At 66.0% G+C, this 19,336-nt stretch carries 19 protein-coding genes; 12 read left to right on the top strand and 7 right to left on the bottom strand.

Annotated features, from left to right (window positions below):
• Positions 1–63 precede the first annotated feature (63 nt).
• Genes QFZ57_RS14095 through QFZ57_RS14080 form a run of 4 tightly spaced genes read right to left on the bottom strand, consistent with a single transcriptional unit; the run spans position 64 to position 3,463 of the window.
• On the bottom strand, positions 64–1,533 hold the full coding sequence (locus QFZ57_RS14095) for a protein adenylyltransferase SelO (RefSeq protein ID WP_306900667.1): 1,470 nt from the start codon (positions 1,531–1,533) through the stop codon (positions 64–66).
• Positions 1,517–2,464, bottom strand: coding sequence for a ribonuclease Z (locus QFZ57_RS14090; RefSeq protein ID WP_306901585.1), 948 nt, complete (start codon positions 2,462–2,464; stop codon positions 1,517–1,519). Before QFZ57_RS14090 ends, QFZ57_RS14095 begins: the two co-directional genes overlap by 17 nt.
• Positions 2,457–2,981, bottom strand: a complete 525-nt coding sequence (locus QFZ57_RS14085) for a mycothiol transferase (RefSeq protein ID WP_306900665.1) — start codon at positions 2,979–2,981, stop codon at positions 2,457–2,459. The genes QFZ57_RS14090 and QFZ57_RS14085 overlap by 8 nt, the downstream gene beginning before the upstream one ends.
• Before the next feature lie 50 nt (positions 2,982–3,031).
• On the bottom strand, positions 3,032–3,463 hold the full coding sequence (locus QFZ57_RS14080) for a hypothetical protein (RefSeq protein WP_306630987.1): 432 nt from the start codon (positions 3,461–3,463) through the stop codon (positions 3,032–3,034).
• A gap of 249 nt (positions 3,464–3,712) precedes the next feature.
• Here QFZ57_RS14080 and QFZ57_RS14075 point away from each other — a divergent pair, with 249 nt between their 5' ends.
• The 7 genes from QFZ57_RS14075 to QFZ57_RS14045 all read left to right on the top strand — a co-directional run bounded on the left by QFZ57_RS14075 (position 3,713) and on the right by QFZ57_RS14045 (position 9,128).
• Positions 3,713–4,579 carry a universal stress protein gene (locus tag QFZ57_RS14075; protein WP_306630986.1) on the top strand — a complete coding sequence of 289 codons (867 nt, stop codon included), beginning with the start codon at positions 3,713–3,715 and terminating at the stop codon, positions 4,577–4,579.
• A 61-nt stretch (positions 4,580–4,640) separates the two neighbouring features.
• The gene (locus tag QFZ57_RS14070) at positions 4,641–6,311 is read left to right on the top strand and encodes a DUF4389 domain-containing protein (protein WP_306630985.1); all 1,671 of its coding nucleotides are present in this window, start codon (positions 4,641–4,643) and stop codon (positions 6,309–6,311) included.
• 74 nt (positions 6,312–6,385) lie between these two features.
• Positions 6,386–6,853, top strand: coding sequence for a universal stress protein (locus QFZ57_RS14065; protein WP_306630984.1), 468 nt, complete (start codon positions 6,386–6,388; stop codon positions 6,851–6,853).
• Positions 6,854–6,896: 43 nt separating this feature from the next.
• The gene (locus QFZ57_RS14060) at positions 6,897–7,886 is read left to right on the top strand and encodes a polysaccharide deacetylase family protein (protein ID WP_306900664.1); all 990 of its coding nucleotides are present in this window, start codon (positions 6,897–6,899) and stop codon (positions 7,884–7,886) included.
• Between the two features lie 100 nt (positions 7,887–7,986).
• Complete coding sequence (locus QFZ57_RS14055; protein WP_306630982.1) at positions 7,987–8,247, top strand: SHOCT domain-containing protein; 261 nt, start codon at positions 7,987–7,989, stop codon at positions 8,245–8,247.
• 39 nt (positions 8,248–8,286) lie between these two features.
• Positions 8,287–8,604 (top strand): DUF3040 domain-containing protein, encoded by a 318-nt coding sequence (locus QFZ57_RS14050; protein ID WP_306630981.1) that lies wholly within the window; start codon positions 8,287–8,289, stop codon positions 8,602–8,604.
• Entirely contained in the window at positions 8,601–9,128 is a 528-nt protein-coding gene (locus QFZ57_RS14045; RefSeq protein WP_306630980.1) for a hemerythrin domain-containing protein, read from the top strand. Before QFZ57_RS14050 ends, QFZ57_RS14045 begins: the two co-directional genes overlap by 4 nt.
• A gap of 29 nt (positions 9,129–9,157) precedes the next feature.
• Here the strand turns inward: QFZ57_RS14045 and QFZ57_RS14040 are convergent, their stop codons facing one another.
• Positions 9,158–9,631 (bottom strand): universal stress protein, encoded by a 474-nt coding sequence (locus QFZ57_RS14040; RefSeq protein WP_306900663.1) that lies wholly within the window; start codon positions 9,629–9,631, stop codon positions 9,158–9,160.
• Between the two features lie 273 nt (positions 9,632–9,904).
• Here QFZ57_RS14040 and QFZ57_RS14035 point away from each other — a divergent pair, with 273 nt between their 5' ends.
• The gene (locus tag QFZ57_RS14035; RefSeq protein ID WP_306630978.1) at positions 9,905–10,579 is read left to right on the top strand and encodes a response regulator; all 675 of its coding nucleotides are present in this window, start codon (positions 9,905–9,907) and stop codon (positions 10,577–10,579) included.
• Positions 10,580–10,628: 49 nt separating this feature from the next.
• Here the strand turns inward: QFZ57_RS14035 and QFZ57_RS14030 are convergent, their stop codons facing one another.
• Positions 10,629–12,281 carry a GAF domain-containing sensor histidine kinase gene (locus QFZ57_RS14030; protein ID WP_306632522.1) on the bottom strand — a complete coding sequence of 551 codons (1,653 nt, stop codon included), beginning with the start codon at positions 12,279–12,281 and terminating at the stop codon, positions 10,629–10,631.
• A gap of 172 nt (positions 12,282–12,453) precedes the next feature.
• Between QFZ57_RS14030 and QFZ57_RS14025 the strand changes: the two genes are divergently transcribed.
• From QFZ57_RS14025 to QFZ57_RS14010, 4 genes are all read left to right on the top strand, one after another.
• Positions 12,454–12,912: a pyridoxamine 5'-phosphate oxidase family protein gene (locus QFZ57_RS14025; RefSeq protein ID WP_306630977.1), complete on the top strand. Its 459-nt coding sequence runs from the start codon at positions 12,454–12,456 to the stop codon at positions 12,910–12,912.
• Positions 12,913–12,985: 73 nt separating this feature from the next.
• Positions 12,986–13,852, top strand: coding sequence for a universal stress protein (locus tag QFZ57_RS14020; RefSeq protein WP_306900662.1), 867 nt, complete (start codon positions 12,986–12,988; stop codon positions 13,850–13,852).
• Positions 13,853–13,873: 21 nt separating this feature from the next.
• Entirely contained in the window at positions 13,874–16,393 is a 2,520-nt protein-coding gene (locus QFZ57_RS14015; protein ID WP_373461311.1) for an HAD-IC family P-type ATPase, read from the top strand.
• Between the two features lie 13 nt (positions 16,394–16,406).
• Entirely contained in the window at positions 16,407–16,829 is a 423-nt protein-coding gene (locus QFZ57_RS14010; RefSeq protein WP_306630974.1) for an Hsp20/alpha crystallin family protein, read from the top strand.
• A 66-nt stretch (positions 16,830–16,895) separates the two neighbouring features.
• Here QFZ57_RS14010 and ppsA read toward each other — a convergent pair whose 3' ends face one another.
• Complete coding sequence (gene ppsA / locus QFZ57_RS14005) at positions 16,896–19,313, bottom strand: phosphoenolpyruvate synthase (protein WP_306900660.1); 2,418 nt, start codon at positions 19,311–19,313, stop codon at positions 16,896–16,898.
• Positions 19,314–19,336 lie beyond the last annotated feature (23 nt).

The raw sequence follows: 19,336 nt of genomic DNA, 5'->3' as shown, positions 1-19,336 counted from the left end.
GCGGCAGCCGGGTATCCCGGCCGCCGCCCTCCTGTCGTTCTGTCACCCGGAGGCCGGAAGCCGTCAGGTCCCGCAGAAAGTCATGTAGTTGCCGAAATCTTCGGGGGCGCCTTCCGCGTAGCGCTCCAGCCCCGGCCGCTCGGTAAAGGGCTCCCCGACCGCCTCCAGCAGCTGCTGCACAGGAGCCAGATTTCCTTCAGTGGCTGCGGACAGTGCCTCCTCCAGGAGGTGGTTGCGGGGGATATAGGCCGGATTAACGCTGTCCATCAGCACCGCGTCGGGTTTCATGGCCTGCCACCGCTCAGCCCAGGCGTCGAATGCGGCCAGGTCAAGAACCATACCGCGCACGGGGCGGAGGTCGCCCCGGGCCGCCTTGCCGAGGTTCCGGAAGAACAAGGTGTAGTCCACCGGGCCGTCCTTCAGAATGGCGATGGCATCGTCCACCAGGCCGGACGCGGCGGCGTCGTTACTTTCCGCATTGATTACCAGGCCGAGCTTGGTTTTCATGCCGCTGGACCATGCCCTGCTGTATTGTCCGCGGAACTGTCCCAGCACCTCCACCGCGGGGGCAACCGCCTTCTCCTGGTCCGCGTCGATGAGCGGCAGCATCGCCTCCGCGAGCCGGGCAAGGTTCCATTCGGCAAGCACCGGCTGGTTGGCGTAGGCGTACCGTCCGCTGACATCGATGGAGCTGTAGACGGCGGCGGGATTGAACGCATCCATGAACGCGCAGGGGCCGTAGTCGATTGTTTCCCCTGAAATGGTCATGTTGTCCGTATTCATGACCCCGTGCACAAACCCCACCAGCATCCAGCGTGCCACCAGCGCGGCCTGGGCGGAGACGACGGAACCGAAGAGGGCCAGGTACGGATTTTCGGCTTCGGCGGCGTGCGGATAGTGCCGGCTGATGGCGTGGTCCGCCAACCGCTTCAGGAGGTCCATGTTTTCCGTGGCCCGAGCGTACTGGAAGCTGCCAACGCGCAGGTGGCTGCCAGCCACCCGTGTCAGCACGGCGCCGGGCAGCATGCCATCCCGGCGGACCTGCCGTCCGGTTGCCACGACGGCGAGCGAGCGGGTGGTGGGAATGTGCAGGGCGTGCATGGCCTCACTGACCAGGTACTCGCGCAGCATGGGTCCGACGACGGCGCGGCCGTCCCCTGCGCGGGCGAAAGGCGTGCGTCCCGAGCCTTTAAGATGGACGTCGAGGAGGCGGCCGCTTTGGTCCGTAACCTCGCCGAGCAGCAGGGCACGTCCGTCGCCGAGCAGCGGCGAGTAGCCGCCAAACTGGTGGCCTGCGTATGCCTGCGCCACAGGGGTGGCGCCTTCGGGGACGTGGTTACCCACCAGGAGCCGCACCCCTTCGGGACTGCGCAGGTACTGCGGATCAAGGCCCAGGTCGTATGCGAGCTTCTCGTTCAGGACCAGGAGTTCGGGGCTGGGGGCTTCCTCGGCCTGCCAGGGAACAGCGAGTTCCGCCAGTTCCCGCGCGAACCGGCCGTCGAAATTGACCGTGGATTCAGCTGCTGCCGTCATGGTTTAACCCTATCGCTGTAGTTTCGCCTGATGTTTCCCGCACCGGATGCCGGCGGCGTGGAACGGCAATGCGCTGCAGGTCCTCGGCGGCGATGACCGTGGTTTCCGGAGCCCTGGCCCGCGCCTGCAGCGCGAGCAGGGAAACGTCGTCGCCGTACCGTGATGAGAAGTGGGTGAGCACGAGGGTTCGGGTCTTTCCGGACGCCGCAAGTTCCCCGGCCTGCCCGGCGGTCAGGTGCAGGTACTGCTGCGCCAGCCCGCCGTCGTCGTCACTGAATGTTGATTCGGTGACCAGCAGATCGGTGCCGGCTGCCAGTTCTTCGGCACCGGCGCACGGTGCGGTGTCCATGATGATGGCAAAACGCTGGCCCGGCCTGGGAATGCTCACCTCTTCCAGCCTGGCCGCCCCGAGGACGCCTTCGCGCTGCAGCCGGCCGACATCGGGCCCTCGGATTCCTGCCGCCCGCAGTCGCTCCGGCAGGAAAGTGCGGCCGTCGGGCTCGGTAAGCAGGTAGCCGTACGTTTCGATGCGGTGTTTCAGGGGGCGCACATCCAGGCCCTCGGCGATGGGGCCGCCGCTGCCGTGCGGGTGCAGCCTCAAGTCGATACCAGGCGAACTGACAGCCACCAGTGCGCGGACCACATCGCCTCCGGACGCCGGATAATGCAGGTGGACCGGATGCTGCACGCCGTCCAGTGCCATGCGGGAGAGGACTCCGGGAAGGCCGTAACAGTGGTCCCCGTGCACATGCGTAAGGCAGATCCTGGTGATGCGGCTTGCTGCGACTCCGGCGTGGATCATTTGGCGCTGGGTGCCCTCGCCGGGATCGAAAAGTAACCCTTCGCCGTCCCAGCGCAGGAAGTAGCCGTTATGGTTCCGGGACCGGGTGGGAACCTGGGATGCGGTGCCCAGCACCACGAGTTCACGCACCGCCGGTGTCTGCCATCCCGGCATGAAGCCCCTTGGCGTAGGCGGCCTGGCCAAGGTGCTGGAGGCAGTCACCCAGGATGCTGACCAGCCGCACTCCCAGGGTTACGGGCGGATCCCAGTGCCTGTCGACGACCCGGTCCAGGTCCGAATCCCCTATTCCTTCGAGGACTTTGGCACTCTGGCGGTGGACGGCCTCGTAGTACTCCAGCAGGAGTTCCCGGGGTGCCCGGACGGCGTCCACCTGCTCGCTGGAGTGGCCATAGCCCGTGTCCCTGTCCGCCAGGGGGAGGCCGAAGCGGGACACGAATCCTTCCGCCGTCCAGACCTGTTCCAACCCCGATGCGGAGGCAACCTGCGCATCTTCCACCCTCCCCGTGTGCCAGACCAGCCAGGCGATGGAGTTGCCGTTGCCGGCAGGACGTCGCTGCAGGTGTGCCTCGTCGAGCCCTTCCAGTACCTGCCGGACCAGATCCGGCAGGCGATTGAAGGCCTCCAGCAGCAGTTCTTTGGATTGCATGGATTTCCTCCCCTGCCGGCCGGGCCTGATGGGCCCGGCCCGCGAGGTTGCTAGCGTTCCAGGTCGTCAGGCTCGAACTCGCTGAGCGGTGAGCCGCCGAAGTTTTCCTCGTCGTCGCTGGCGTCCGCCTCGAGGCCGGTGGGGTTTTCGCCGAAATCGACGTCGGCTGCTGCTTCCCCAAGGGTGGGGGTGTCCGGCGGCACCTGCTCATCGCCGGAGCGGTACCGTGCCTGCGCGCTTTCGTCCCGCAGCGTCTGGTCGCTCAGGAAGTCCTCCTCTTCGCCCGAGACTGCTTCGTCCTGCAGCAACGGGTCCTCCTGCCAGCGGTCCGGATTGTTCTCGGCAGCCCCTGGGTAGCTGTCCGGTTCCCCGTTCACAGGGTCCAGCTCCAGGGACGACGCCGCGCCGGGAGTTTCGTCGAGAAGGACGTCGTCTTCCTGCACAACTTCCAGCTCATTGTCGGGGAGGTTCTGTTCAGTCATGATGATGCCTTTCGCAGTGACCGTAGGCGGACAATAGTAAGCATACTGAGGAACTGTATTGCCTGTGAACAGCATTTTGGACCGGGGTGGGAAGCGGGCGCTGGTCCGGAGCCAGCGCACCTGGACCGCTGACGCGGCACAGGGCGGCCTGAACAGCGCTTCCGTGACTTTTGGCCCTAGAGTGCCGGTAACGGCGGGGCCAGTCTTGAAAAGCAGGAAGACCATTCAAGACGGGCAGGAAGTGCGGCCATGACATCCCAAAAACCCATCGCTGTGGGCACCAACGATTCAGCGCAAAGCCAGGCCGCGGTCCTGTGGGCGGCGCGCCGCGCCCACCGCTTTGGCCTCCCGCTGGTGATCGTCCACGTCGTCGATGACCGGTGGGTTGCCGAACCCTATCCCTGGTTCGGAACACTCCAGCAGGTCGGTGAGGAACTCCTCAAGACCGCCGCCGGCCGGCTCGAAGGTACCGTGCCGGTGACGCCGGACACGGAACTGCTCACCGGAAGCGTAGGCGGGGCCCTGGCCAAGTACTCCAAGAGGACCTCGATGATGGTCATTGGTTCCGGCAGCGGCCACCTCGGCGGTGCCCTCGCCGACCGCGCACTCCAGGTCGCCACCGCCGCCAAAGTCCCTGTCGCCGTCGTCGGAACCCACGACCTGGAAGGAAGGTCAGGAGTGGTGGTGGGCGTGGACGGATCCGCCGAGGCAACGCAGGCCGTGGCCTTTGCCGCCGCTGAAGCAGACCGCGACGGAGACGAACTCACGGTTGTCTATGCCGTGAATGTGCCCGACCCCATTGTTGACGCCGGCCTGGTCCCGGGGGCGCTCGCGGACCTCATGGTGGACGAGGAACGCATTGTGCTCTCTGAGACCGTCGCCGGACTCAAGGAAGATTACCCGGACCTGACCGTGCACCAGCGGCTCGAAAGCGACAAAGGCGCGGTGGACGCCCTCGTTGACGCCGCCGCCGGGGCGAGGCTGCTTGTTGTGGGCAGTCGCGGCAGGGGCGCCTTTAAGCGCCTCCTGCTCGGTTCGACCGCGCACGGCGTCCTGAAGCACCTCCCGTGCCCCACGATCATCACACGGACTGACGCCGCCCACGGCACCATTTAGGCCGGAACGCCTGCTGGTCTTCCTCCGCCCTCCACAAATGCCCACCGGAAGGTACGACACCATGAAGAAGTCCGCCGCCATCATCATGCTGGTCCTCGGGATCCTGATAACGCTTCCGGGCCTGGCTGCGTTGGCGGGCGGAGCCGTGGCGTCAGCTGTGGGATCGATCCAGGGGGACGGATACCTGTCGTCCGGTACGTCGCGTTTTTCCGTCAGCTCCTTTGCCCTCACCTCCCCGCGGGCCGATGCCATTGGCGATGATGTTCCCGGCAGGCTTCCCTTCGATATCGGCACCCTGCGACTGCGCGTTGAATCAGTGTCGCCGGACAAGCCGGTGTTTATTGGCATCGGCCCGCAAGCCGACGTCGAACAGTATTTGTCAGGAGTGCACCACTCGGAACTGTTGAACATCCGCCAGCGGCCTTTCCGCGCCGAATACCGCGACGTACCGGGAGGCACCCCAGCATCACCACCGGCTGACCAACGCTTTTGGACCGCCTCCGCTTCAGGTCCGGGAGAGCAGGAGCTTAACTGGAACATCACTCCCGGCGCTTGGGAAGTGGTGGTGATGAACGCCGACGCTTCTTCCGTCGTGGATGTCCAGGCGCAGGCCGGCTTCCGCTCGGACCTGATCCGGCCGGCCGCCACGGGCCTGCTGGTGGGCGGGCTCATCGCGCTGGTGATCGGCATTCCCCTCATCATCTTTGGCGCCGCGGGGCTGGGCCGGCATGCGCGGCATCCATCCGGCGGCCCGGCGTCAGGCGGGCCGGGGATGGGCGGGCCCGGGATGGGCGGTCCAGGACAGGTCCCGGCAGGGCAGTTCCAGGTCCCGGCAGGCCAAGCCCCGGCAGGGCAGTTCCAGGTCCCGGCAGGCCAAGCCCCGGCAGGGCAGTTCCAGGTCCCCGCAGGCCAGGGAGCCGCACCGGCGTCCTGGGACCAGCCGGGAGCCCAGACAGCACCGGCAGCACCGGGGGCGGCGCCCCCACCCCGGCCGTTCACCGCGGCGGCCGAAGACCGCCCGGGCTACCCCGCAAGGCTCTTTGGCGAGCTTGATCCCGGCCTGTCACGTTGGATGTGGCTGGTCAAGTGGTTCCTGGCCATACCGCATTTCATCCTTCTCTTCTTCCTGTGGTTCGCGTTTGCCATCACCACCATCGTGGCGGGCTTCGCCATCCTGTTCACCGCCCGGTACCCGCGGGCACTGTTCGACTTCAATGTTGGCGTCCTGCGGTGGAACTGGCGGGTAGCGTTTTATGCCTACGCCGCCGTCGGCACTGACCTCTACCCGCCCTTTACGCTCAAACGCACCAATTACCCGGCCGACTTTGAGGTGGATTATCCGCAGCGGCTCTCCCGCGGGCTGGTCCTGGTGAAATGGTGGCTCCTGGCGATCCCGCACCTGCTCGTGGTGGCTGCGTTCACCAACACGACATGGCGGTGGCGCACAGACGACACCGTCGTCGGCGCAACCTATGAACAAAGTGCAGGCCTGTCCCTGCTGGGGCTGCTGGTCCTGATCGCGGCAGTGATCCTGCTGTTCAGCGGCCGCTACCAACGCCCGCTGTTCGATCTCATCCTCGGCATCGACCGCTGGATCTACCGTGTCCTGGTGTACACCGCGCTGATGCGGGACGAATATCCGCCGTTCCGGCTGGACCAGGGGTCCACCGAGCCTGCGTGGCCCGGGGAGGCCATTCGCCCGGCCGGCGCGCCGCCTGTCGACGTGCCGTGACCTTCGGCCCTAGTTCACCCCTGTGCCTGCAGGCATGATGAGCGTGACAACGCGGGTCCGATGAGGGAGCAGACATGAGCATTGCCGGGGCACCAATAGCCAGGATCGTGGTGGGCGTCGACGGATCGGAGGCGTCCGTGGAGGCACTCCGCCAGGCGCAACGGCTTGCCACTCCCCTGGGTGCCAAGGTCCAGGCCGTCGCCTGTTGGGAGTACCCGCAGGTGTACTCCGGCTACGTCATGATGGGCATCGAGGGCTTCGAGGAGGGCGCCAAAAAGATCCTGGACGAGGCAGTGGCACAAGCCTTCGGAGCCGAAACCCCCGCCAACGTCTCCCCAACCCTGGTCAGGAGCCACCCACGGGAGGCCCTGATCGATGCCAGCCGGAACGCCGACATGATTGTGGTGGGGCGCCGGGGGCACGGCGGATTCGGCGGTCTGCTCCTGGGCTCCGTGAGCTCCGCGATCGTGGCCCACGCCCATTGCCCCGTTCTGGTGGTCCACACCCCCGAGATCAGGACCGACAAGTCCACGGGTTCCTGACGGAACGGGCGTTGACAAGGGACATTAGCCTTTTGGGCGGGTGATGGCAGTGCCAGCCAGTGAAGCACGACGGCGGACGCTCGCCATAGCGCTCGCCGGCGCGCTGGTGGTCCTGGCCATCGCCCTGGCCCTGTTGATTCCGGCACTGACGGGTGGTCCGCCGTCGGCCCAGCCGTCCGCCTTACCCTCTTCGCCATCCTTCTCGATCGCCCCATCCAGCTCAGCGGGCCCTGAAGCGTCGCAGCCGCAGGAGGCCGACACCCCCGAAGCAGGCCAGTCTCCGGTGGAGCCACCCATCACCGTGCCGCCGGTCCCTGAACCCCAGGTGCCGGAACCCCCGGCCGTGCCAACGGCTCCGGAGGAACCGGGTACTCCCCCGCAGCCGGCCTCGTTTCCGGAATCCCTTCGCGGCCAGGACGTGACCGTCATCCCCGGGTCGGGCCGGGTGGTTGCCCTCACCTTCGATGCCGGAGCCAATGCGGCAGGACTGCCCAGGATCCTGTCCACCCTTTCAGCCAGGGGGATCAGCGCCACCTTCTTCCTGACCGGCAACTGGGCCGCAAACAACCCGCAGGGCGTTGCACAGATCGCAGCGGCCGGGCACCGGGTGGCAAACCACTCCATGACGCATCCGGGATTCACTGGACTCAGCAACGACCTGATCGCCCAACAGGTGCGCGGTGCCGAGCAGACCATCCTGGCAGCGGGCGCCGATCCCAGGCCGCTGTTCCGTTTCCCCTACGGCGAACGGGACGCCCGAACCATTGCCGCGGTCAACACCCTCGGCTACGTGGCTGTGCGGTGGACCGTGGACACCCTGGGCTGGAAAGGCAGCAGTGGCGGCGCGAGCGTCCAGTCGGTGGCCGACCGCGTCCAGGTGGGGCTGCAGCCCGGCGAAATTGTCCTCATGCACATCGGCTCAAATCCCGACGACGGCACCACCCTCGACGCCGACGCCCTCCCGCAGGTCATTGACCGCATCACGGCCGCCGGGTACGGCTTCGCCACCCTCGATGCGCTGCTTAGACGTTGACCGAAGCAGGACCAATGGCTCTGCCCCCAGGCGCCCGCAGCATCCAATACTGGGAGGGAAGGCGGACGGTTGGCGTCCGTCTTTCACCAAACCGGAGGTCGTGGAAGTGTACGGCTGGAACGACGGCATGGGCCTTTGGGGCTATGTCCTGATGAGCATCAGCATGGTGATGGTCTGGGGAGCAATCATCACCGGTATTGTCCTGCTGGCCCGTTCCCTGCGGGCGCCCTCCCCGCACACCCAGCCCCCGCCGCCCCGGCCGGCAGAGGACGTGCTGGCTGAGCGTTTTGCGCGTGGGGAGATCGACGTCACGGAATACCGGAACAGGTTGGCCGTCCTGCGCGGCCACCCGGGTACCTGACGTCCGGCAGCGGCAGACAATGGACAGCGGGGTGCAATTGTGCCACTCTCTGAATTCGAAAAACGCGAACTCGAGCTGATCGGCGACGGCCTGGAAGAGGAAGATCCCGGGCTCGCCGCCCTGCTTGGCAGGGATGCCTTCACACTGTCCCGTCGGACCCGGTTCAGGCGCGGACTGCTCCTTTTCGCTGCAGGGGTCTGCGTCCTGCTCCTCGGCCTGGTGATCCGGGCGCCTTCCCTGGGCATAGCAGGTTTCGCCGTTATGAACGGCGCGGGCTATTGGGCCATCAAGGACCTCCGCTGGTCCTGGCGGACCACGAAGCGGCAGGCCACCCAACTGGAAGGCAACATCGAATGAACGCCGTAAGCGGGACCGGTAAGGACGCCTCCTCCGAGGCGGAGGCGCTGCAGGCGGTTGAAGCGCACCATGCAGACATGCTGCGGCAACTGAACGCGCTGGTTGGGGTGCTGACGGAGGCCGTGGAGGCCCGGGACCCAGCCGCCGGGCAGGAAACGCAGGCTGCGCTGCTGGACTGGTGCGACAAGGAGCTGGTGCCGCACGCCTTGGCGGAAGAGGGCCCCCTTTACAGCGGCCCGCACGCCATGCCCGAGGCCAAACTGCTGGTGGACGGCATGCTGGCCGAGCATCAGGTGATTGTGGACCTGGTCGAGGAACTCAGGACAGCGGACGGCGTTTCTGCCGCAGTGGCCGCGGGTGCCATCCAGCACATCTTCGCACTGCACCTGGACAAGGAGAACCGGCTCCTGATGCCTTTCATCCTTGACGCCCCGGGGCTATCACTTGCCCGGGCAGTCGAAGGACTTCACGAACTGGTAGGAGAAGGCGCCCACCACCACGGACACAAAGACGGCGCCCACTAGTACGACGGCGGCGCGGCGGAGTCATTCAGTCAACCCGCCACAGACGCCCGGGCCTGGGCAACGCCACCCCCGGCCCCCGCCTCCGGGGCGTGCACCACCAGCACAGGGCAGTGCGCATGGCTCACGCACGCTGAACTGACCGACCCAAGGGCAAAGCTGCCATGTCCCCGCCTTCCCACGATCAGCAGGGAGGCAGTGCGGCTTGCATCGATCAGCACCGGCCCGGGCTTGCCCCGCACCAGCCGGGCATGCACAAACGGCGGCAACTGCTCGAAAGCATCTGCCAGCGTTTCCTGGAGCACCTGGTGGGCCGCATATTTAAACCCCTCGATCCCTACCGCAAGGTACACTCCGTATCCGGCGGGCACGTCCCAGCATGCCCAGGCCTCAACCGTCGCTGACAGGGGCTCCGCCATGACCCTGGCCACCCGGAGCGCGGCGATGGAGGCGTCAGATCCATCCACACCGACAATGATCCTTGAATGCGGTTCAGGGGCGCTCATGCCGGCTCCATTCGCTGTTGTTCCCCACGTTCCCTCCTGCGGGCGTCGTCCCAGAATGGACCAGAACCGCTTTCCGGGGTAGGGCCGAAGGTCATCAGCAGGATCAGCACCAGGCCCCGGCCGCCACACCGCCCGCCTTCTGCCGTACACCGGCGGACTTAGGTCCCTTCCAGCACGTCCCTGGCTGGGGAACAATGGGGGCAGGCCCTTCCCGGGGGCCGCCCCGCACACACGCGGGATCGGGTGTTGAAGATTTGGGGGCGTTCAGTGCACATGCATGAAGCTGGGTCTGATGAAGCGGCAGGATCTTCCGGGCAGGTCCGCGTGTTCATCCTTGATGATCACGAACTTGTCCGGCAGGGGCTGAAGGACCTGCTGGAAGGCGAAGGGTTTCTGGTCGTGGGCGAAAGCGGGTCCGCGGCCGAGGCCACGCGCCGCATTCCGGCCCTGCACCCGGACATAGCCATTCTCGACGGGCGTCTTCCCGACGGCACGGGAATCGAGGTGTGCCGGGACGTGCGGTCCCTCGATCCCCGCCTGCGCTGCCTGATCCTCACCAGTTACGACGACGAGCAGGCCCTTCGCGGCGCAGTCCTGGCCGGCGCCTCCGGGTACATCCTGAAACAGATCAGGAGTGATGACCTTCTTGCCGGGATCCGCAGAGCTGCCGCGGGTGAATCCCTGTTTGAACCAGGAGTCGAGCAGCAGATCATCACGGGCCTTTCGACCGCACCCACCGATCCCCGGCTGGAGGGCCTGAGCGCGCAGGAAAAGAAGGTGCTGGCGCTGATCGGTCAGGGGCTGACCAACCGGCAGATCGGCGATGAGCTGTTCCTGGCCGAGAAGACCGTCAAAAACTACGTTTCATCCATCCTGGCCAAACTGGGCTTCGAGCGCCGGACGCAGGCTGCCGTTTACGTCACGAAGAGCCCAACGGACACTGCCTGACGGAGGGCTTCACCTGACGGACGGGCAGGGCGGGTCTGTGACGGGCAAGTCAGCCGAGCCTGGCGGACCATGTCACGGACGTGCCGGCGCCCGGCGCACTGTCGATGATGCAGCTGCCCTTCAGCAACTCGGCGCGGTGGCGCATGTTCGCCAGGCCGCTGACCTTGGCAGGCTCGGTGAAGCCCCGGCCATTGTCGCTGAGGCGAAGCTGCACCTGGTCCCGGCCCACGGCAACCATGACTTCAATTTCCTCCGCGCCGGAATGCCGCAGCGCGTTGCTAAGCCCCTCCGAGAGTACTGACAACAGATGGACCGCCACGTCTTCCCGGATTGAGTCCACCGCTCCGTCCAGGGATACCTTGGGGGTTACGGCGTAGCTGCGCGAGTTTTCCCGGACCACGCGCAGAATCCGGCCGGTCAACGGTTCCCTTTCCTCGTCAGCGGTGCGGAGGGAATAGATCGTGTCCCGCAGCTTACGGATGGTGTCATCAAGTTCCATGGTTACCGCGGCGATACGCTCATGCGCCACCGGATCCATCGTGTAGCGGCGCAGGCTCTGGATGCTCAGGCCGGCTGCGAACAGGCGTTGGATCACGAGGTCATGCAGGTCCCGGGCGATCCGTTCCCTGTCAGTGATGAGGAGGTTCTGTTCGCGGAGCGCGTTCACGCGTGCCAGGTCCAGTGCCAGGCCGATCCGGCTTCCAAAGATGGCGCTGGACTTCGCCTCAGCCTGGTTGAAGACCGCCGTCCCCTGGGCGCGTGCCAGCAGGAGGACCCCGTTGTCGCTGCCGGCGTGCCCCAGCGAACAGACAAGTACGGAGCCGAGCTTTCCTGCCACCTCATGGTCAAAGACCTGACGTGGGTCGTTGGCCACGAAAGATCCGCCGCCCTCCATGACGCCGGACACCGCGCTCGAGGCCATCAGCTCCTGGCCTGCCTGGAGACCCTGCACGCCAACGCATGCACGGCATCGAAGTGCGCCATCACCGGCGGTCACAGCTACCACTGCAAGCACCGAATCCGATACCTTCAACGCGGCGTCGGCAACAATGTCCAGGCTGTCTGCATCGCCCGGATGCGGCCTCATGATCAACCGGCTGCTCAGCTCCATGCCTGCCTCCAGCCATTTCTGCCTGCGGCTGCTGTCCTCAAAGAGGCGGGCGTTCTGGATCGCGACACCGGCCGCCGCCGCCAGGGCAACGGCAAGTTCCTCGTCGTCGGTGGTGAAATCTTCTCCACCCTGCTTTTCCGTCAGGTAGAGGTTTCCGAATACTTCGTCACGGACGCGGACGGGCACGCCCAGGAATGTCCTCATAGGCGGATGGTTCGGAGGGAAGCCGGACGCAATGGGATCCTGGCCAAGGTCGTGGAGGCGCAAGGGCTTCGGCTCCCGTATGAGCAGGCCCAGCACACCGTGCCCCGTAGGCAGGTCGCCAATGGAACGGATTCCTTCTTTATTGATCCCCACCGTGATGAAGTGGCTCAGGGTGCGGTCTTCACCGATGACGCCCAAAGCTCCGTAGCGTGCGCCGACCAGGGCACAGGCCGAGCGGACAAGGCGGTCGAGCACGGCCTCGAGGCTAAGATCCTCGGCGAGGGCCACGACTGCCGCCAAAAGAGCGTTGATGCGCTCCTGGGTATCCAGCAGTTCGTCGCCCCGGGCGGTGAAGTCCCGCACCAGGTCTTCCACTCTGTCCCTCATCGGCGGCCGCCAGGGCTCCTCAGTGCTCACGTTCCCCCTCCTGCGGCAGGAATCTGCGGCCCTGCGGGTGAAGACCTGTCCTTGGATCATTGTAAAAGGCCTCGTCAACAGGCCCTGCCCGGCGGGACCTTCTTCCCTACCGGGGGCGATTTCCCGGCCCTAGGCTACGGCCATGAACACAGCAGCAACAGAACCGGAAATCAAAGAACTCGGCGTCCATGATTGCTGGAAATACCTCCGTTCAACCTCCATCTGCAGGATTGCCTTCGCTGATGGCGGCGCCGTGGAAAACTACCCGGTGAATTTCGTCCCCAGCAACGGCACCCTGCTCATTCGTACCGGCGAAGGCACAAAGCTTGCCTCCCTCGCTGAACGCAAGGCAGTAGCCGTCGAGGCGGACGGGATGAACCAGTACGGCACCATTGCCTGGAGCGTCATCCTCAAGGGGCACGCGGTGGTTGTGTCCGATGCAGAGGAGACCCTGGACGCCATGGATGCGGGCTTGTCCCCCTGGCAGCCCGGCCGGAAGAACGTCCTGCTGCGGATTACACCGCAGGAGATCAGCGGCCGGAGGTTCGTGATTGCGGCGCCAACCCATTGGTGGCCGCCCCGGGAGCCCCCGGCAGATTAGGCCGACGTCGAAAAGCGCCGCTCGATGCCCAAGCCATACACCCTTCACCAGCAGCCACAAAGGATGGTCCCCCATGGCACCTGCCAAGCCAATCGCCGTCGGCATCACCGATACTTCGGCGTCCGACGCTGCCCTGCTCTGGGCAGCAGCCCGGGCCAACAGGCTCAAGTGTCCCCTCGCCGTCGTTAACGTTGTGGACGACCGCTGGATGGCAGCCGAAGTCCTTCCCTATCTTGAAGTCCTTCGTGAATCAGGCCTTGCCCTGTTGAAGGAAGCCGGCGAAAAGGCCACCGCGGCCGAACCGGGCCTGCAGGTTAGCCTCCAGCTGCTCGAAGGTGGCATCGGGGCGGCGCTGGGCGAGTTTTCCAGGAATGCCTCCATGCTTGTCCTGGGCACCAGCGGCCATACGCGTGGCGCCCTGACTGACCGTGCACTCCAGGCAGCTGCCGGCGCCGAGTGCCCCGTGGCGGTCATCGGGGACGGCCAGGAGCCAGGCCGCGGCATCGTGGTGGGCGTGGACGGATCACGGGAATCGACGCAGGCGGTGGCTTTTGCGGCCGCCGAAGCTGACGCGCTCGGGGATGAACTGACGGTCCTCTACGCATTCACCGGCCCCAACCGCTGGATCGCGGCCGGGCTCCCGCAGAGCAGCTTCGCCACCCACGTGGTGGAGGAGGAGCAGATCGTGCTGTCCGAAACCGAGGCGGGCCTTCGGCAGGACTATCCGGATCTCGGGGTGCACACTGTGATGGAAACCGTCCTGGAGCCGGCGGATGCCCTGCTCCGTGCTGCCGCCGGCGCCCGGCTGCTGGTCCTGGGCAGCCGCGGGAAGGGTGGCTTCGAGAGGCTGGTCCTGGGTTCCACGGCACACGCGGTCCTGACCCAGCCGCCCTGCCCCACCGTCATCACCCGCATGCACAAGCAGCAGCACAGCGTCTGACCGGTGTTGCGTGGCGAGGCCATGCCGGCGGCCGGGGAGGATGGGGCATCCGCCCCCGACCTGGACATCCGCCGTGCCCGGGACGGGCTGTCTACCGCCGAAGTGCGCGAACGCACCGTTGCCGGCCACATCAACAGCGTGCCAACGGCAACCAGCCGGAGCGTGGGCGCAATCGTCCAGGCGAACGTGTTCACCCTCTTCAACGGCGTCGTGGGAGGGTGCTTCATCCTACTGCTGGTCCTGGGCCAGTGGCGCGATGCGCTTTTCGGCCTGTCCGCCATCAGCAATTCGCTGATCGGCATCATCCAGGAGTACCGGGCCAAGCGTTCACTTGACCAGTTGGCCATTCTGGAAACCGCCAGGAACACGGTCATCAGGAACGGTGCCAGGGAAGTCATCTCCTCGGAAGAGCTGGTTCCCGACGACATCGTCGTGCTCACCGCCGGAGACCAGGTCACGGCGGACCTGGTGCTTCTCGGCGAAAGCCCGCTTGAGGTGGACGAGTCCCTGCTGACAGGTGAATCCGAGCCCGTCGCCAAAAAGGGCGGCGCCGTGCTGCTGTCCGGATCACTCATCATGGCAGGCAGCGGCCGGGCCACCGTGACCCGGGTGGGAGCCGACACGTTCGCGTACCGGCTGGCAGCCGAGGCACGCCGGTTCTCCTTGGTGAAGTCTGAGATCCGCAGGAGCCTGGAGAAAGTCTTCACCGTCATCACCTGGCTTCTCCTGCCCATTGCCCTGCTGCTCACGAATGCCCAGATGCAGGACCAGGGCGGGTGGGCCGGAGCCCTGGGATCTGAACGGTGGATACCGGCCACCGTGGGGGCTGTTGCGGGCATCATGGCCATGATTCCCCTGGGGCTGCTGCTGATGACCAGCGTGGCATTTGCCGTGGGCGGACTCCGGCTCGCCGGCCAAAAGGTCCTGATCCAGGAACTTGCCGCCGTGGAAGTACTGGCACGCGTGGACGTCCTCTGCCTGGATAAGACCGGCACGTTGTCCTCCGGCGCCCTGGTGTTCGATGCCGTCCACGACGCCGGGACCACCCGCGTGGCCGGCTGGCGGCAGGCGCTGGAATCGTTTGGGAGCAACGCGGACGCCAGCAGCACCGCCGCTGCGATAGGGGCAGCCTTTCCTGTGCAGGTTCCGCTACCGGAACAGGATTCCGTCCCCTTTTCCTCCGCCCGGAAGTGGAGTTCGGTGACGTTCGCGCCGGAATCCGCCGCTTCCGGCACCTGGATCCTGGGAGCCCCCGATGCCGTGCTCGGCGCCCCTGGCTCTGCCCCTGCGCACGGCAAAGCCGCCGCCCTCGCCTCCACCGGTCTCCGCACACTGGCGCTGGCACACCTTCCGGCGCCGCTGCCGCCGGATGCATCAGAGGCGGCTCTGCCGCCGGGGCTGGTGCCTGTCCTGCTGCTGACCTTCCGCGAGAGCATCCGCAGGGACGCCGCGTCAACGCTCGACTACTTCCGCCGGCAAGGGGTTACCGTCAAGATCATCTCCGGCGACGATCCCCGGACGGTGGGAGCGCTGGCCCGCCGGGTGGGCTTTGGAACCGGCGTGGCCTTTGATGCACGGGCGCTGCCCGATGATCCGATCCTGCTGGAGGAAACGGTGGAATCCCAAAGTCTCTTTGGCAGTGTGACGCCATCCCAAAAGCGGGACCTGATCCAGGCCCTGAAACGGCGGGGGCATACCGTGGCAATGACCGGGGACGGAGTGAACGATGTCCTGGCGCTCAAGGAGGCGGACCTGGGCATTGCCATGGACTCGGCCTCGCAGGCCACCAAGGCCGTAGCCCGCCTGGTGCTCCTGGACGGCCGGTTCGAACGGCTGCCGGCTGTTGTGGACGAGGGGCGCAGGGCAATCAGCAACATCGAGCGCGTGTCACTGGTCTTCCTCAGCAAGACCGTATACGCCACCGTCATCTCCGTGGTCACCGGCATCCTGTTGCTGGCCTTTCCGTTCCTGCCCCGGCAGCTGTCCGCTTTGGACGGACTAACGATTGGCCTGCCGGCCTTCTTCCTGGCCCTGCAGCCCGGCGGGCAGCGTTATGCTCCCGGATTCCTCCGCCGTTCCCTCGCGTTCGCTGTGCCGGCAGGCATCTGCGCCGCCCTGTGCGTCCTGGCGGTCAGCGCATATGCGCAGTCAGGGGGCGGACACAGCGTTGAGTCCGCGCAGTCCGCCGCCACCCTGACCCTGGGCCTGGTGGCGGCGTGGATCCTCGTGATGGCATCACGCCCCCTCAACTGGACCAAGGCCTCGATCCTTGCCGGCATGTACGGTGGACTGGTCCTGGTGTTCACCGTCCCATTGACGCAGGAATTCTTCCGGGTGGAGGTGCCGGCGGACGGCCTGCTGATCCTCTCGGTTGCAGTTGCCGCGGCAGGATGCATGGCCATCGAAGTGATTGGCCGCTGCACCCGCCGGCCCCCTGCCGGCGCCGACACAACGGGGCTGGGACCTTTGACTCTGGAACCGGCTTCACGGGAAGCGGATGGTGGAACTGCCGGGCAACGCCATGGTCCGGCTTCCACATGAGCAGGAGGAAAGAATGACTGACCTGATGAAATGGTTCGATACCCGCCGCTCCCCCATGGATGTCATCGAAAGGCTTTTCGAAGGCGATATGGGTACCGCGGCCATCCGGGTCGAGGAGATGGTGGATGGCAACACGCTCGTGGTGCGGGCCGAACTGCCCGGCATCGATCCGGAGAAGGACGTGGACGTGACGGTCGCGGACGGCGTCCTGACAATCAAGGGCGAACGGCAGGAAAAGAAGGAGCACAAGGACAAGAACAGCTACCGTTCCGAGTTCCGCTATGGTTCCTTTGTCCGTCGGGTCCCCCTCCCCAGCGATGTGCAGCAGGATGACGTCACGGCGTCCTACAAGGACGGCGTCCTTGAAGTGCGCGCGCCCATGCCGGAGCAGGGACAGGAGGCCACGGCGTCCAAGATCCCTATCACCAGGGGGTGAGACCAGTCAGGGTACGACGCCGGTGCCTGGCTCCCTGGGGACTCTCCCCTGAGGTGCCAGGCACTCTTATTTCCGCCTGGCCAGCGCGGCCTCCGCTGCCGCGATAACCGGGAGCGTCCGCACGTAAGTGTCCGGGTTCAGGGACACTGAATCGATCCCCTGGCTGACCAGGAACTCCGCAAGGTCCGGATGGTTACTTGGCCCCTGCCCGCAGATGCCAATCTTGATGCCGGCGGCGTGGGCCTTGCTGATTGCCTGGGCAATCATGGACATCACAGCCGGATCCCGCTCATCGAACAAACCGGCAAGCTCCTCCGAGTCGCGGTCCACCCCCAGGACCAGCTGCGTGAGGTCGTTGGAGCCGATCGAGAACCCATCAAAGCGCTTCGCGAACTCCTCTGCAAGGACCACATTGGACGGGATTTCGCACATCATGTACAGCTGCAGCCCGTCGGCGCCGCGGACCAGCCCGTGCTCTTCCATGGCCTGGATGACCTGGTCCGCCTCCCGCACCGTGCGGCAGAAGGGAACCATGACAATGACGTTCCCGAATCCCGCCTGTTCCCGCACGCGCTTGAGGGCCTTGCACTCCAGGGCGAACCCTTCCCGGTAGTGGCTGCTGTAGTAGCGGGAGGCACCGCGGAACCCGAGCATCGGATTCTCCTCGGGGCGCTCGAAGGCGCTGCCGCCGATTAGGTGGCTGTACTCGTTGCTCTTGAAGTCGCTGAGCCGGACGATCACCGGCTTGGGATGGAAGGGGGCGGCAATCTTGGCGATCCCCGTAGCCAGCACGTCGATGAAGTACTCCTGTGTGTCCTGGTAGCCACTGGTGAGCTGCCGGATCAGTGCCGCCTCCTCCTGGTCCGTTACCCTTTCCGGATGGACCAGGGCCATGGGGTGGATCCGGACCAGGTTGTTGATGATGAACTCCATCCGCGCCAGCCCCACGCCGGCAGCCGGGAGCCGCCACCACTTGAACGCGGCCGCCGGGCTGGCGATGTTGATCATCACGTCCGTGCGCGTGGCAGGGAGGGCCTTCATGTCCACCTCCTCCACGGAAAATTCCAGCAGTCCCGCATAGATGCGGCCTTCTTCGCCGTCCGCGCAGGACAAGGTGACCTGTTCGCCGTCGGACAGGATCCCGGTGGCGTTGTGCGTCCCCACGACGGCGGGCACGCCCAGTTCGCGGCTGACAATCGCCGCGTGGCTGGTTGGGCCGCCGTGGTCGGTGATGATGCCCGCGGCCCGTTTCATGATGGGCACCCAGTCCGGGTCCGTCATCCGGGTGACCAGCACGGAGCCGTCAACGAAGGATTCGATGTCTTTGGCATCGCGGACCACGCACGCCCGGCCCTGGGCAATGGAGTCACCGATGGCGGCGCCGGTGACCAGGACCCGTCCGGGCTGCGCAAGATGATAGGTGCGGAACGTTGACGTGCTCCGGCGCGCCTGTACCGTCTCCGGCCGTGCCTGCACCATGAACAGTTCGCCGGTTACCCCGTCCTTGGCCCACTCCATGTCCATCGGCCGCCCGTAATGTTCCTCCACGGCCACGGCCCAGCGGGCCAGCAGGACAACCTCCCGGTCACCCAGCACCAGCGAGCGCTGCTCCCGCTCTGTGGTCTCCACGGTCCGGGTCCTTGCATCCCCGCCATGGCTGTAGACCATTTTTCGTTCCTTGGCGCCAACCTCCCGCTCAATCACGGGGACGAAGCGTTGATCTGCAAGGAGCGGCTTGAACACCTGGTACTTGTCCGGGTTGACGGTCCCCTGGACCACCGTCTCCCCCAGCCCCCAGGCAGCGCTGATAACCACCACGTCCGGAAAGCCGGACTCGGTGTCGATCGAAAACATGACTCCTGACGCGCCAACGTCCGAACGGACCATCCGTTGCACCCCCACTGACAGGGCAACGTCCAGGTGGTCGTACCCCTTCATTTCGCGGTAGCTGATGGCCCGGTCCGTGAACAGGGAGGCGTAGCAGCGACGGCACGCCTCCAGGACCGCGCGCTCGCCCGCAACGTTAAGGAAGGTTTCCTGCTGGCCGGCGAAGCTGGCATCCGGGAGGTCCTCGGCCGTGGCGCTGCTCCGGACCGCAACTGCCAGCTGGGCTTGACCGGCGCGGCTGCACAGGTCGCGGTAGTACTCCTTGATGTCCGCCGTGATGTCTTCCGGGAAGGTGGCCTCAAGGAAAAGTTCGCGGACCGCTGCCCCCGCCTGCCGGAGCGTTGAACGTCCGGAGCGCTGCTCCTCCATGAACTTCCTGATCCGGGGCTCCAGGTTGTTCGAAGCAAGGAACGCGCGGTAGGCGGCGGCCGTGGTGGCAAACCCTTCAGGTACCTTGACCCCCGAGGCTTGAAGGGCACGGCTCAACTCCCCCAGCGAAGCGTTCTTGCCGCCTACCGAGGGGATGTCCGCGAGCCCGGTGTCTTCAATCCACGTGACGTTGGCGTTGGCAAGGGAGGTTTCCACGGCGGCACTCATGGCTCGATTCTTGCCTCGGTCCG

The sequence above is a fragment of the Arthrobacter sp. B1I2 genome (assembly GCF_030816485.1).
Lineage (GTDB): Bacteria > Actinomycetota > Actinomycetes > Actinomycetales > Micrococcaceae > Arthrobacter.
The sequence above is the reverse complement of the archived record's forward strand: the minus strand, read 5'-3'. Positions and strand labels throughout refer to the sequence as shown.